This window comes from Nocardioides caricicola, from assembly GCF_039541135.1.
In the GTDB taxonomy this organism is placed as follows: Bacteria; Actinomycetota; Actinomycetes; order Propionibacteriales; family Nocardioidaceae; genus Nocardioides; species Nocardioides caricicola.
On the sequence record NZ_BAABFQ010000007.1, the window covers coordinates 351561 to 365619 of the forward strand.

At 72.9% G+C, this 14059-nt stretch carries 12 protein-coding genes; 6 read left to right on the plus strand and 6 right to left on the minus strand.

Annotated features, from left to right (window positions below):
- The first annotated feature begins 49 nt into the window (after positions 1-49).
- Positions 50-688 carry a DUF3000 domain-containing protein gene (locus ABD875_RS15690; protein WP_345179507.1) on the plus strand — a complete coding sequence of 213 codons (639 nt, stop codon included), beginning with the start codon at positions 50-52 and terminating at the stop codon, positions 686-688.
- Between the two features lies 1 nt (position 689).
- Positions 690-1967: a ribonuclease D gene (locus tag ABD875_RS15695; RefSeq protein WP_345179515.1), complete on the plus strand. Its 1278-nt coding sequence runs from the start codon at positions 690-692 to the stop codon at positions 1965-1967.
- A gap of 4 nt (positions 1968-1971) precedes the next feature.
- Here ABD875_RS15695 and ABD875_RS15700 read toward each other — a convergent pair whose 3' ends face one another.
- Positions 1972-3291 carry an ABC transporter substrate-binding protein gene (locus tag ABD875_RS15700; RefSeq protein WP_345179521.1) on the minus strand — a complete coding sequence of 440 codons (1320 nt, stop codon included), beginning with the start codon at positions 3289-3291 and terminating at the stop codon, positions 1972-1974.
- Positions 3292-3472: 181 nt separating this feature from the next.
- Here ABD875_RS15700 and ABD875_RS15705 point away from each other — a divergent pair, with 181 nt between their 5' ends.
- Complete coding sequence (locus tag ABD875_RS15705) at positions 3473-4237, plus strand: hypothetical protein (protein ID WP_345179524.1); 765 nt, start codon at positions 3473-3475, stop codon at positions 4235-4237.
- A 9-nt stretch (positions 4238-4246) separates the two neighbouring features.
- Here ABD875_RS15705 and ABD875_RS15710 read toward each other — a convergent pair whose 3' ends face one another.
- From ABD875_RS15710 to hrpA, 3 genes are all read right to left on the minus strand, one after another.
- Complete coding sequence (locus ABD875_RS15710) at positions 4247-4681, minus strand: type II toxin-antitoxin system PemK/MazF family toxin (protein WP_345179526.1); 435 nt, start codon at positions 4679-4681, stop codon at positions 4247-4249.
- A gap of 187 nt (positions 4682-4868) precedes the next feature.
- Positions 4869-5453, minus strand: a complete 585-nt coding sequence (locus ABD875_RS15715; protein WP_345179529.1) for a hypothetical protein — start codon at positions 5451-5453, stop codon at positions 4869-4871.
- Entirely contained in the window at positions 5450-9184 is a 3735-nt protein-coding gene (hrpA, locus tag ABD875_RS15720; protein ID WP_345179532.1) for an ATP-dependent RNA helicase HrpA, read from the minus strand. Before hrpA ends, ABD875_RS15715 begins: the two co-directional genes overlap by 4 nt.
- 54 nt (positions 9185-9238) lie before the next feature.
- On the opposite strand from hrpA, the gene ABD875_RS15725 reads away from it, so the two are divergent.
- On the plus strand, positions 9239-10735 hold the full coding sequence (locus tag ABD875_RS15725; RefSeq protein WP_345179535.1) for an FAD-dependent oxidoreductase: 1497 nt from the start codon (positions 9239-9241) through the stop codon (positions 10733-10735).
- A gap of 172 nt (positions 10736-10907) precedes the next feature.
- Here ABD875_RS15725 and ABD875_RS15730 read toward each other — a convergent pair whose 3' ends face one another.
- Positions 10908-11198, minus strand: a complete 291-nt coding sequence (locus tag ABD875_RS15730; RefSeq protein WP_345179538.1) for a hypothetical protein — start codon at positions 11196-11198, stop codon at positions 10908-10910.
- Positions 11199-11316: 118 nt separating this feature from the next.
- Between ABD875_RS15730 and ABD875_RS15735 the strand changes: the two genes are divergently transcribed.
- Together ABD875_RS15735 and ABD875_RS15740 are read left to right on the plus strand one after the other, a co-directional pair.
- Positions 11317-12030: a response regulator transcription factor gene (locus ABD875_RS15735; protein ID WP_345179541.1), complete on the plus strand. Its 714-nt coding sequence runs from the start codon at positions 11317-11319 to the stop codon at positions 12028-12030.
- Positions 12027-13436 carry a sensor histidine kinase gene (locus ABD875_RS15740; RefSeq protein WP_345179544.1) on the plus strand — a complete coding sequence of 470 codons (1410 nt, stop codon included), beginning with the start codon at positions 12027-12029 and terminating at the stop codon, positions 13434-13436. Before ABD875_RS15735 ends, ABD875_RS15740 begins: the two co-directional genes overlap by 4 nt.
- Here the strand turns inward: ABD875_RS15740 and ABD875_RS15745 are convergent.
- On the minus strand, positions 13411-14019 hold the full coding sequence (locus ABD875_RS15745; RefSeq protein WP_345179547.1) for a TetR/AcrR family transcriptional regulator: 609 nt from the start codon (positions 14017-14019) through the stop codon (positions 13411-13413). The two genes, ABD875_RS15740 and ABD875_RS15745, sit on opposite strands and share 26 nt — an antisense overlap.
- Positions 14020-14059 lie beyond the last annotated feature (40 nt).

A 14059-nucleotide genomic window follows, 5' to 3' on the forward strand; every position in this document is an offset into this window, starting at 1 on the left:
CGGCGTGTTCGCACATCGGGAACGGGACCCCCGACTTACTGTGAACCCTATGGTCGTCGGTCAGGAGACCCGCCAGGGCGCGGGTGCGGGTGCCGCGCCCGCGGAGTTCCGCGACGCCGTGGCGACCATGCACGCCGCCCGGCTGCGCCCGGAGATCTTCTGCGAGGAGATGCCGGCGCCCCAGCGGATCGCCCCCTGGGCCTCCGCGCTCTCCGCGGACGTCACGGTCGACGACACCGACATCGGCACCGGGCGGATCATCCTGCTGCACGACCCCGCCGGCAACGACGCGTGGGACGGCACCTTCCGGTGCGTGGCCTACACCCGCGCCGAGGTCGACATCGAGCTGGTCTCGGACCCGATGCTCGCTGCGGTGGGCTGGTCCTGGCTGACCGAGGCGCTGGACGCGCACGGGGCGTCGTACGCCGCCGCCTCCGGCACGGTCACCCGGGTGGCGACCGAGAGCTTCGGCGGGATGGCCGACGAGGGCGGCACCGCCCAGATCGAGATCCGCGCCTCCTGGACACCCCTCATCCCCCCGGACGCACCCGACCTGGCGCCGCTCGACCTCGCGCCGCACGTCGAGGCGTGGGCCGAGCTGCTCTGCACCGCCGCCGGGCTGCCGCCGGTCCCCGACGGTGTGACCGTGATGCCGAGCCGCCGCGGTCAGCGGGGCTCGGGACTCTGACATGACAACAGAAGACACCCCCGAAGACGTCACCCCCGACCCGCCGATGCTGACGCTGCGCGACGGGCTCACCCGCGTGGTCGACACCGAGGCCGGGCTGGCCGAGGTCTGCGAGCGGATCGCGGCCGGCAGCGGCCCGGTCGCCATCGACGCCGAGCGAGCGTCCGGCTACCGCTACTCCTCGCGCGCCTACCTGATCCAGCTGCGTCGCGAGGGCGCCGGCACGTTCCTCGTCGACCCGATCCCGTTCGGGTCGCTGCCGGGCCTCCAGGCGGTGCTGGACGGCACCGAGTGGATCCTGCACGCGGCGACCCAGGACCTCCCCTGCCTCGCCGAGGTCGGGCTGTACCCCTCCGCGCTGTTCGACACCGAGCTGGCCGGGCGGCTGCTCGGCTACCCGCGCGTCGGCCTGGCCACCCTGGTCGAGAGCCTGCTCGGGTCCCGGCTGGCCAAGGAGCACTCCGCGGTCGACTGGTCGACCCGGCCGCTGCCCGAGCCGTGGCTGGAGTACGCCGCCCTCGACGTCGAGGTGCTGATCGAGCTGCGCACCCTTCTCGGCGCCGAGCTCATCGCGGCCGGCAAGGACGAGTGGGCGCGCCAGGAGTTCGAGAACCTGCGCGGCTTCGAGCAGCCCGCCCGCGTCGACGCGTGGCGCCGTACGTCCGGGATGCACCGGGTCCGCGGTCGCCGCGGGCTGGGCGCGGTCCGGGCGCTCTGGGAGGCCCGCGACGAGATCGCCGAGCAGCGCGACGTCACGCCGGGCCGGATCATCCCGGACTCCGCCATCGTCGTGGCGGCGCAGACGATGCCGACCGACAAGGCCACGCTGATGTCGACCAAGGGCTTCCACGGCCGCGGCGCCGAGCGCTACGCGAACCGCTGGGTCGAGGCGCTGCGCGAGGTCGCGGAGATGGACGAGGCCGACCTGCCGACCCGTTCGCCGCGCGGCGACGGGCCGCCGCTGCCGCGCGCCTGGGCCGAGAAGGACCCGGTCGCCGCCCGCCGGCTCACGCTGGCCCGCGACGCGATCGCCGCGCTCGCCGAGGAGCTCAACCTCCCCGTCGAGAACCTGCTGACCCCCGACTACCTGCGCCGGACCCTCTGGACCCCGCCGTCGTCGCGCGACGCGGCGACGCTCGCACCCGCGGTCGCCGAGCAGCTGGCAGGTCTCGGCGCCCGGCCGTGGCAGATCGAGCTGGCCGGACCGGTGCTGGTCGAGGCGATCCTCGCGGCCGAGGCCGAGCCGCCCACCGAGGCCGAGCCGCCCACCGAGGACTGAGCGGCTACTCGGCGTCGGACTCCGACGGGCTGGGCGACTCCGAGACCGACTCGGGGTCGAGCACCGTGCGCGAGGTCTCGTCGATCTCCTGCGTCACGGCGTCCAGGTCGAGCACGCCCACGCCGTACACGAGCTGGTCGAGGCTGGGCTGCACGGCCTCCTCCAGCTCGGGGAGGTTGTCGATCATCGGCGCCAGTCGCATCGACCGGATCGCGTTGTTGAAGAACACCGCGTGGTCGGGCATCCGGCCCGGCTGCAGGAACGCGTCGGTGAGCGCGACCTCGAGGTTCGCGGGCAGCAGGTAGCCGGTGCGGGTCACGCGGGTGACCGCGTCGACCGACAGCTGGTAGACCATGAAGTCGGCGGCCGCGGAGGTGCTCGCGGCCTTCCTCGACAGGCACAGGCCGGTCACGTCGCCGACCGTCGCGGAGCTGTCGAGCACCGGCATCGGCATCACGTCGAAGTCGAGGCCCTGCACCAGCCGCAGCTGCGGCACCATCTGGCGGTACCCCGCGATCATGCCGAGCTTGCCGCGCTCGAACCACTGCAGCGGCGACGCCTCGGCGAGCTGGTCCTCGTCCAGGGTGACGTTCGGGTTGCGGAGCAGCTCGAGCGAGCGCTCCAGCGCGCCCTGCGAGTCGTCGCTGCTGAACGTGAGCGACGTCGGGTCCACGGCGTCGTCGAAGACCGAGCCGCCACCGGACTCGATGAACGGGCCGAGCCCGGAGAGGCTGGCGCTGATGTGGACACCCTTGGTGTCGCGGCGCGGGCGCGAGGCGAACTCGGCCGCGGCGGCGAACTGCTCGAACGACCAGCTGGTCGCGTCCTCGTCGGGCGCGTCCAGGCCGCGGTTGCGCATCCGCTCGAAGTTCACGAGCTCGCGGTTGTAGTAGATGACCATCGGCGAGACGGCGTACGGCATGCACTGCAGCCGGTCCTCGGCGCTGAACGCCTGGAGCGCGTCGCGCGAGTAGCCGTCACCGAAGTTCACGCCGCGTTCGTCGAGCAGCTCGTCGACCGGCTGGGCGTAGCCGTTGTCGAGCAGCCAGCGCAGGTCGGCGCGGGGAGCCAGGAAGACGTCGGGCACCGGGACGCCGGACTCGAGCGCGGCCCGCATCCGGTCGCGGCTCTCCCAGGTGCGGAGCTTGACCTCGGGACCCTCGGTCGTGGCGTTCCAGACGGAGACGGTGGAGGCGAACGCGGCCAGCGCCGCGTCCGGGCCGTAGACGCCGAACGTCAGGACGACCGGCTTCTGGGAGGCCGGCTTCGTGGGACCGACCTCGGGGTCCGAGGAGCCACCGGTGCATCCCGCCGCCACTGGCACGAGTGCGAGTAGCGCCACCAGACCCGCGGTCGTACGACGCCGCCAACTCCCCCGCACCTGACTCCTCCTCGTCCCCGGCGTACTCACACACGTGCCCGGGAGCAAGGCCCGGGCCCGACCACCCTAGCGAGTGCCGTGTCGCAACGGCTCCGGGACGCCCGGCGTCCCTACGATGAACAGCGTGACTCGGGCCCCACGCACGACCCTGCTCGCCGTGACACTGGCGGCCCTCCTCGCCGTGAGCGGCTGCGGGGCCGACGACCCCGAGTCCGCACCTCCGGCGGCGCCCGCCACCTCGAAGCCGGCCACGAAGCCGTCCACGAAGCCGGCCGCGAAGCCGTCGCGCACGGTGACGCCCACGTCGAGCGCCACGCCCTCGTCGCCGGCGCCCACGGCCAAGCCCCGGCGGCACAAGGTCGGCGCGCTCGCCCCGAACGCCCGCCCGCAGGCGCGAGCGCGGACGGTGGCGCACCTGCTCGCCGCCGAGGACCTGCCGCCGGTCGCCGGCGACTGGACGGCGCGGGACGCGGCCTCCGAGCCGACGGTCGGCGCCTGCCAGAAGACCCCGCTGAGCACGATCGGCGCGATGGAGTCCGCGCAGCGGATCTTCTCCGCCGACGGCGCCACCGCCGTCCAGGTCGTCGCCCGGTTCGGTGACGCGAAGTCCGCGTGGCGCGCCCACGAGGTCCTCGCGGCCTGGCGTGACGACTGCGCCGAGCGGCTGGGCAACCCGCGCGCGGACATCGGTCCGCTCGAGGACGTCTCGGTGCCGGTCGGGACCGGGTCGAGCTACCGCTCGGCCTCGAAGAAGACCACCACCGGCCTGGGCATCCTGCGCTCCGGCGAGTTCCTCACGCTGGTGGAGATCACCGCCGCTCCGAGCAGCTACCCCGCCGGCTGGGAGCCGGCCCGGGTCGCCGTACGACGGGTCTCGCGGACGTTCTAGCCCGTCGGGCTAGGCGATGGCGTGGTGCTGCCGGGCGGCCGCGACCACCCGCTCGAAGATCGCGCGGTCCAGCGCGGCGCCCTCGCGCCGCACGGCCGACGGCTCCAGGGTGATCAGCCGGTCCAGGCGCACCTCGCTCGGCCGCCCGTCGCGGTCCCAGCCGCCCGTGCCGACGTCCATCCAGTGCCGGCCGTAGCGCGCCTCGTCGCGGGCGTCGCGGTCGTGGTCCTTGCTGGTGAGCATCAGCCCGTACAGCACGCCGTCGCCGCGCGCGACGAGCAGCACCGGCCGGTCCTTCCCGCGCGCCGGGTCGTCCTCGAACGGCACCCAGCCCCACACGACCTCGCCGGGGTCGGGCCGGCCGTCGCGCCGCGGCTCGTAGGAGACCACCGTCTGCCGGGCTCCCTTGCGCGGCCGGCGGAAGAGGCGGCGGATCGCATCCATGGCGGAGAGCCTAGATGTCTGGCTGCCCTCCTGCGAGGAGAGGTGGTGCACGCCGAACCGGGAGCGCCTCACGGCGCGTGGCCGCTCGTAGCGGCTAATTTTGGGACCCGGGGCTGCCACGGCCCGGCGTGCTCCCCCATTGTATCGGCGGATCAAGCCGAGGCATGACACTTACGCACAGGCAGGTTCAGGCGAGTCCGTGGTCCAGCTCGACGTGGCCGGCGGCCTCGAGCTGCTCGGAGAGCTGGAGCATCCGCTGCGGCTCGTGGCCCAGCGCGGCGCGGCCGGCGGCGACCACGCGGGCAAAGGCGGCGGCGCGGAACAGGACGTCGGCGAAGTCACTGCCCGCAATGCCGCGCAGCACCTCGTCGACCATCTGCTTGAGCTGGTCCGGGCCGGGGGGCTCAGCGACCCCGGCGACCACGCGGGCCACCTGGACGCTGCCCAGGCCGGCCTCGAACTCGGCGGCGACCTCGGTCGGGTCGGCGTACACCCACGAGCGCAGCAGGTAGAGCCGCCACAGGCACCCGGCGAGCGAGTCCGCGGGCGAGCCCGACCACACCTCGGCGATCGTCTCGATGCCCTCGGTCTCGGCGAGGTGCAGCAGCCGGTCGGCGACCGCCGCGTCGTCGGAGTCGCGGGCGCCGCGCACGAACAGCGCCGCGGCCCGGTCGGCGGCCTCGCTGACCAGTGCCGGATCGGTGCCCCCGACCAGCGCCTCGAAGAACATGCCGCCCGGCGTCATCGGGCGGTGGTGGGGACGGTCGCTCACTTCTGCAGGCTACGTCGGATCCGCTGGTCGCTGACCGGGTAGGGGGTGCCGAGCTGCTGGGCCCACAGCGAGACGCGGTACTCCTCGAGCATCCAGCGCACCTGCCGCAGCCCGGCACCGGGCGGGCGACCCTCGGGGAGCGCGGCGAGCTGGTGGAGGTAGGCGTCCTGCAGGTCGGCGAGCTGGTCGGCCAGCTGCCGGTCCCGGCCGACCTGCGACGGCAGCTTCTCGCGGCGCTGCTCGAGCGCGGCGAGGTACGTCGGGTAGCGCCGCAGCTGGGCAGCGCCGGCGACTCCGACGAAGCCGCGGTCGACCAGCCGTGCGAGCTGGGCGCGCATGTCGGTGAGCGCGGGCAGCATCGCCATGTCGGCGCGGCCGCTCAGCGCCTTCTCGGCCTGCCGCCACGCGTCGAGCACCCGGATCACGTCGGCCATCGTGGCGCGCAGGCGCGCCTCGTGGTCGCGGGCCGCCTCGGCGCGCAGCGCGTCGTACGCCGCCTGGTCGCGGACCGCCGGCCGCGCGTCGACGACGTCCTGCAGCACCGCCGCCCGGCAGTCCTCCAGCAGCTCGGCGACGCTGGGGTACGGCGATCCGGCGAGGGCGAGCTTCTCGACGTTCGTGAGGCCGTCGAGGACCCGCTTCACCGGCGACTCGATCTCGAGCTGCAGCAGCCGGCGTACGCCCAGCCGGTGCCGGGCCTCCTGCTCCTCCGCGGACCCGAAGACCTGCAGGCCGACCGTCGCGCCCTCGTCGACCAGCGCCGGGAACACCTGCACCTCGTGGCCGGCGCGCTTCTGCGTGAACGACGCCTCGATGGCGCCGAACACCCACGAGGTCTCGCCGGTGCGCGCCAGCCCGCTGTCGCTGGCGACCTCGGCGATCGCCTCGGCGAACTGCCCGCGCAGCGGCGCCTTCAGCGCCTCCAGGTCCTTGCCGCGCGCCTGCTCCGTGCCGGTCTCGTCGACGACGCGGTACGTCGGACGCAGGTGCTCGGGCACCTTCGACCAGTCCCAGGCCTCGCGCGGCACGAGCACACCGGTCGTGGCGCGGCACCACCGTTCGAGGGCGTCCAGGAGCGGCTCCTCCCCCGGCGGCACCGCAGCGAGGAACTCCCGCGCCTTGTTCGGCGCGGGCACGAAGTTCACCCGCAGGTTCTTCGGCAGGCTCCGGATCAGGCTGGTGACCAGCTCCTCGCGCAGTCCCGGGACGTTCCACGAGAAGTCGTCGGCCTCGACCCGGTTCAGCGTGGCGACCGGGACCTCGATCGTCAGCCCGTCGTCGGCGGCGCCGGGCTCGAAGTGGTAGCTGATCGGGAAGGTCAGTCCCTCTGCTCCCCGGGACTCGAAGAGCCACTGCTCCGGGTAGTCGCCGGCGCTGATCTCCTCGGCGGTGTCGTGGGTGAGCATCGAGGGGTCGAACGTGAGCAGGCGGCCGTTGCGCTGCCGCTCCTTCTTCCACCACTGGTCGAAGTGCGCCCCGCTGACGACGTCCGCCGGGACCCGCTGGTCGTAGAAGTCGAAGAGCGTGTGCTCGTCGACCACGATGTCGCGGCGGCGCGCCCGGTGCTCCAGCTCCTCGGCCTCCTCCAGCATCCGCCGGTTGGTCTCGAGGAACCGGTGCCGGCTCGCCCACTCGCCGTAGACGAGCGCGTGCCGGATGAAGAGCTCGCGGGCGAGCGGGGCGTCGACCTTGCCGTACGACACGAGGCGGTCGGCGACGAGAGGTACGCCGTACAGCGTGACGCGCTCGTAGGCCATCACGGCCGCGCGCTTCTTGCTCCAGTGCGGCTCGGAGTAGCTGCGCTTCACCAGGTCCGCGCCCAGGCGCTCGGCCCACTCCGGCTTGATCGCGGCGTTCTGCCGGGCCCAGAGGCGACTGGTCTCGACGAGCTCGCCGGCCATCAGGAACTGGGGGTTCTTCCGGTGCAGGCCGCTGCCGGGGAAGATCGCGAACCGGGCACCGCGGGCGCCGAGGTACTCGCGCATCCCCCGCTCGCCCTTCTCCCGGACCTCGAGCAGGCCGATGTGGCTGAGCAGCCCGGCCAGCAGCGCCTGGTGGATGCCGTCCGCGTCCGGGGTGTCGGCGGGGTGGCCGACGTCGATCTTCATCTCCTTGCAGACCTGGCGAAGCTGGGACTCGAAGTCCTGCCATTCACGGACCCGCAGGTAGTTGAGGTACTCGCGCTTGCACATCCGGCGGAACGCCGACGAGGACAGCTCGCGCTGCTGCTCCTTGATGTAGCGCCACAGGTTGAGCCAGGTGAGGAAGTCGCTGCCCTCGGCCTTGAACCGGGCGTGCTGCTGGTCGGCCTGCGCCTGGTACTCCGCCGGCCGCTCCCGCGGGTCCTGCAGCGACAGCGCGGCGACGATCACGACGACCTCGCGCACGCAGCCCAGCCGCTCGGCCTCGAGGATCATCCGGGCCAGCCGCGGGTCGATCGGCAGCCGGGCCAGCCGCCTGCCGATCTTGGAGAGGCTGCCCTGCCTGAGCGCGCCGAGCTCCTCGAGCAGCTGGACACCCGCGCTGACGTTGCGCTTGTCCGGCGGCTCGACGAACGGGAACCGCCCGATGTCGCCGAGCCCGAGGCTGGTCATCTGCAGGATCACGCTGGCCAGGTTGGTGCGCAGGATCTCGGGGTCGGTGAACTCGGGTCGTCCCTCGAAGTCCTCCTCGGAGTACAGCCGGATCGCGATGCCCGCCTCGACCCGGCCGCAGCGGCCCGAGCGCTGGTTCGCCGACGCCTGGCTGATCGGCTCGATCGGGAGCCGCTGCACCTTGGTGCGCACGGAGTACCGGCTGATCCGCGCGACGCCGGTGTCCACGACGTACCGGATGCCCGGCACCGTCAGCGACGTCTCGGCGACGTTCGTGGCGAGCACGACGCGTCGTACGACGGAGCTGTGCGACGAGAACACCTTGTGCTGCTCGGCGGCCGACAGCCGCGAGTAGAGCGGCACGATCTCGGTGCGCGGCAGGTCCTTCATCGCGTCGGCGGTGTCGCGGATCTCGCGCTCGCCGGGCAGGAACACCAGCACGTCGCCCGGGCCCTCGGCGGAGAGCTCCTTGACCGCCTCGACGATGGCCTCGGTCTGGTCGCGGACGACGACCTCGCCCTCCTCGTCGTCCTCCGACAGGTCCATCAGCGGGCGGTACCTGATCTCGACCGGGTAGGTACGCCCGGACACCTCCACGACGGGGGCGTCGAAGTGCTTCGCGAACCGGTCCACGTCGATGGTCGCGGACGTGATGATCAGCTTGAGGTCGGGCCGGCGCGGCAGCAGCCGCTTGAGGTAGCCGAGCAGGAAGTCGATGTTGAGGCTGCGCTCGTGCGCCTCGTCGATGATGATCGTGTCGTAGCGCTTGAGCATCCGGTCGCGCTGCAGCTCGGCGAGCAGGATGCCGTCGGTCATCAGCTTCACGCGGCTGCTCTTCGACGTCCGGTCGGTGAACCGGACCTGGTAGCCCACCAGGTCCCCGAGCTCGGTCCTCAGCTCGCTGGCGATCCGCTCGGCCACCGACCGCGCCGCGATCCGTCGCGGCTGGGTGTGCCCGATCAGGCCCGCCGAGCCGCGGCCGAGCTCGAGGCAGATCTTCGGCAGCTGGGTGGTCTTCCCGGAGCCGGTCTCCCCGGCGACGATCACGACCTGGTGGTCGCGGATCGCCGCCGCGATGTCCTCGCGGCGCTGGGTGACCGGCAGCTCCGGCGGATAGGCGATCTGGAGCTCGGTCATGACCGGCCCATTCTGCCAACCCTGTCCACTTAGAACATGTTCTAGTATCCCGGCATGAGCGAGGCACAGGAGTACGACGTGGTCGTGGTCGGCTCGGGAGGCGGTGCGATGACCGGCGCCTTCCTCGCCCAGAAGGCGGGCCTGTCCACGGTCGTGGTCGAGAAGACGGCGCTGCTGGGCGGGACGTCGGCGTACTCCGGCGGCGCGTGCTGGCTCCCGGGGAGCCAGGTGCAGCAGCGCGCGGGCATCGCCGACTCGACCGAGGGAGCACGGGAGTACCTCGCCGCCATCCTCGACGACGCCGACCAGACCAAGGTCGAGGCGTTCCTGGCGCACTCCCCCGAGCTGGTCGCCGAGCTCGAGGAGGCCGGGATCCCGTTCGAGTGGCTGCCGTTCTCGGAGTACTACGACGCTCCGGGGCGGGTCGCGATGGGTCGCTCGATCCAGCCGACGAACATCAAGCGCGGTGAGCTGCCCGAGCGGGTCGGCGAGCTGGTCCGGCCGCCGGTCGAGCGGGACCGCGCCGGCGAGCCCGGACGCAACACCCTGAGCGGCGGCCAGTCGCTGATCGCGCGGCTGCTCGACGGGTTCCTGCGCGAGGGCGGCACCGTGCGCACCGAGCTGCCGGTCACCGGGCTGGTCCTCGGCGAGGACCGGGTGGCCGGCGTCGCCGCGATGACGCCCGAGGGGCCGATCGAGATCCGGGCCCGCCGGGGCGTGCTGGTCGCCGCGGGCGGGTTCGAGGGGAACGCCGAGGAGCGGGCCGCGCGCGGCGTGCCCGGCGACGTCGCCTGGACGATGGCGCCGCGCGGCACCAACACCGGCGAGCCGATCGCGGCCGCGGTGGCGATCGGCGCCGCGACCGACTACCGCGGCGTCGGCTGGTTCTGCCCGGGCCTGGAGCAGCCGGACGGCGGCGGCTCGTTCACCCTCGGCTTCCGCTCCGGGCTGATGGTCGACACGACCGGCCGGCGCTACGCCAACGAGGCGCTGCCCTACGACCGCTTCGGTCGCGAGATGGCCAAGGCGCCCGAGCGGATCCCGTCGTGGTTCGTCTTCGACTCCCGTGAGGACGGCCGGCTTCCCGCGATCGCGATGCCCGAGGGGTCGCCGGACGAGCACCTCGCCGCGGGTACCTGGGTGCGTGCCGACACGCTGCCGGAGCTCGCCGAGGCGATCGGCGTACCGGCCGAGAGCCTGGTCTCGACCGTCGAGCGGTTCAACGGCTTCTGCGAGTCCGGCGTCGACGAGGACTTCGGTCGCGGCCAGGACGAGTACGACACGTTCTTCACCGGCGGCGCGGGACCGACGCCGTGCACGCAGCCGCCGTTCTACGCCGCGCGGTTCGTGCTCTCCGACCTCGGCACGAAGGGCGGCCTGGTCACCGACGAGCACGGTCGGGTGCTGCGTGAGGACGGCAGTCCCATCGCGGGGCTGTACGCCGCCAGCAACAGCGCGGCGTCCGTGTTCGGCGCGGTGTACCCCGGTCCGGGCGCCCCGCTCGGCTCGGCGATGGTGTTCGCGTCCCTCGCGGTGCGCGACCTGCGCTGATCGCCCTCACCTGCCCGAAAGGGCAGCCCATCGGGCCATGTCGGAGACCCGTCCCACGGGGCTAGCGTGCGGAACGCAGTGGCTCGTCGAGGCTGGAGGGACACCGCACTCTCGACGGCTCGGGGCCGATGGAGTGCGACATGGGGACAGGCCTCGACGACGCCACGCACCCTCAGCTGTTCGAGCTGTCGGAGCTGTCCTCGGGGGCCATGCCCGGCGGCAGCTCGCCGCCCGGCGGGACCTCGCGGTGCACGATCGCGGGCCGGTCCGGGTGGTCGTCGTGGCCCACGCCGTACCCGATGGCGGCGCCCGACACGGCGCCCAGCGTGCCGCCGATGAGCAGCGCGCCGACGGTCGAGGCGGCCAGGGCCACCACGCCGACGCGACGGTCGCGGAAGCGCTTCTGGGGCTGGGTGTTCTCGGTGTTCTCGGGGTTCTGGGGGTTCTCGGGGTTCTCGGTCATGCCGAGGACCCTCCGCCCGGTCGCTGTGCGGATCCTGTGCGCGACCGGTGAGCAGGTCGTGAGAACGCCACAGTTCCTTCACAGGAAGCGCACAGCTAGCGTGGCGACGATGGTCGACATGGAGCTGACCCGATCCGACGGCACCCCCCTGCGCGTGCTCGTCGTCGACGACGAGATGAACATCGCCGAGCTGGTCTCGATGGCGCTGCGCTACGAGGGCTGGCAGGTGGCCGTCGCGCACACCGGGTCGAAGGCGGTCTCCACCGCCCGCGAGTTCCGCCCCGACGCGGTGGTGCTCGACATGATGCTGCCCGACTTCGACGGGCTCGAGGTGCTACGCCGGATGCGGTCCACCAACCCCGACGTACCCGTCGTGTTCCTCACCGCGCGCGACGCGGTCGAGGACCGGGTGGCCGGCCTGACCGCGGGCGGTGACGACTACGTGACGAAGCCGTTCTCCCTGGAGGAGCTGGTGGCCCGGCTGCGCGCGCTGATGCGGCGCACCGGGGCCCAGCAGGCCACGGCGACACCGACGCTGGTCGTCGGCGACCTCAGCCTCGACGAGGACAGCCGCGAGGTGTTCCGCGCCGGCGAGCCGATCGCGCTGACCGCGACCGAGTTCGAGCTGCTGCGCTTCCTGATGCGCAACCCGCGCCGGGTGCTGTCCAAGGCACAGATCCTGGACCGGGTCTGGAACTACGACTTCGGCGGCCAGGCCAACGTCGTCGAGCTCTACATCTCCTACCTGCGCAAGAAGATCGACGCCGGTCGCGAGCCGATGATCCACACCATGCGCGGCGCGGGCTACGTGCTGAAGCCGGCCGACGCATGAGGCGCGCCTTCGCGTCGCTGACCTCGCGGCTGGTGCTCACCACCGTGCTGCTGATCCTCGTGGTGTCGGTCCTGCTCGGCGCGGCGACCACCGTCGCGATGAAGAGCTACCTGGACGACCGTCTCGACGAGCAGGTGCACCAGCTGCCCATCGGCAGCGGCCCAACGGGCGGTCCCGGCATGGAGGTCGGGATGGTGCGCGCCCTCATCTCGGAGGACGGCACCGCGGAGGTGTACGTCGTCGAGCCACGGTCGGCGGAGGAACCCATCCGCCAGGTGCAGCTCGATGACGCGGCGGCCGACGAGCTCGCGAAGGTGCCCACGGACCGGGAGACGCACACCGTCAGCCTGCCGGGGATCGGCGACTTCCGGGTCCAGGCGATCCCCACGCCGGACGGCGGCACCTACCTTGTCGGACTGCCCGAGGACTCGGTGTCGAGCGTCCTCGAGCGACTCGTCTCGCTCGAGCTGCTGTTCGCGGTGATCGCGACCGCGCTCGGCGGCGGGGTCGCCCTGGTCGTCGTACGCCGCCAGCTGCGGCCGCTGCGCGAGGTCGCCGAGACCGCGCACGCCGTCGCCGCGCTGCCGCTCGCGTCCGGCGCGATCGACCTGACCGAGCGGGTGCCCGAGCACCTCACCGACGAGCGCACCGAGGTCGGCCAGGTGGGCGCGGCGCTGAACGCGCTGCTCGCCCACGTCGAGACCTCGCTGGACGCGCGGCACCGCAGCGAGCAGCAGGTCCGGCAGTTCGTCGCCGACGCCTCGCACGAGCTGCGCAGCCCGCTGGCCACCATTGCCGGGTACACCGAGCTGGCCCGGCGCCGGCCGGACGACGCGGCCGCGACCGCGACCGCGCTGCACAAGGTCGAGGAGGAGTCCGGGCGCATGACCGCGCTCGTCGAGGACCTGCTGCTGCTGGCCCGGCTCGACTCGGGACGGCCGCTGGAGCAGGAGCCGGTCGACCTGACCCGGCTGCTGCTCGAGGCGGTGTCCGACGCGCGCGTCGTCGCTCCGGACCACCACTGGCGCCTCGACGTGCCCGACGACGCCGTGGAGACGCCGTACGAGGTGCTGGGCGACGACCTGCGCCTGCACCAGGTCGCGACGAACCTGCTGTCCAACGCGGCCCGCTACACCCCGGCCGGTACGACGGTCACGGTGCGCGTGCGCCGTGACGGCTTCTCGGTGCACGACGACGGTCCGGGCTTCGCGCCCGACCTCGTCGACCACGCCTTCGAGCGGTTCGCCCGTGGCGACGCGGCCCGCACCCGCGGCGCCGAGGTGGGTGTCGGGCTGGGGCTCTCGCTCGTCGAGGCGATCGTCTCGGCCCATGGCGGCACGGTCACGCTGCGATCCGTGCCCGGCGACACGACCCTGGACGTCAGGCTTCCGGCGCGACCTGGGTGACGCCCACCAGCGCCGGCAGCGACTCGACGAGGATCGCGACGAGGTCGTCGCGGCTGACGCCGTTCGGCTCGGCGATCCAGGACAGCACGAGCTCCTCGGTCATCGCGGTCCAGCCGCGGACCACCAGCCGCGTGGCTGGGGTGTCCGGGACGATGTCGCCCTCGGGGTGCTCGCGGAACACCCGGTCCCCCATGTCCGAGCGGGTTCGCTCGTAGATCGCCCGGATCGACTCGCTGCCTCCCGCGGCGCCCTTCACCAGCGACAGGTAGCCCTCGTGGTTGGCGACGACGTAGTCGACGTACGCCGTGATCGAGGCGTGCACCCGCTCCAGCGGCGCGCCGTCGACCGGCGGCGCGGTCTGGGCGATCAGGTCGTCGGCGGCGCGCTGCACGACGGCCTCGTGGAAGGCGTGCTTGTTGCCGAAGTAGTGGTAGAGCAGGCCGCGCGAGATCCCGGCCTCCTCGGCGAGCAGGTCGATCGACAGCTCGTCGAGCGAGCGGGTGGCCAGCAGCTGGACGCCGAGGTCGAGCAGCTGCGCCCGGCGCTGCTCCGGCGTCAGTCGGGTCCGAGTCGTCGCGGTCACGAGATCCACCTTATTGACACTTTTTCAATACCGCCAGTAC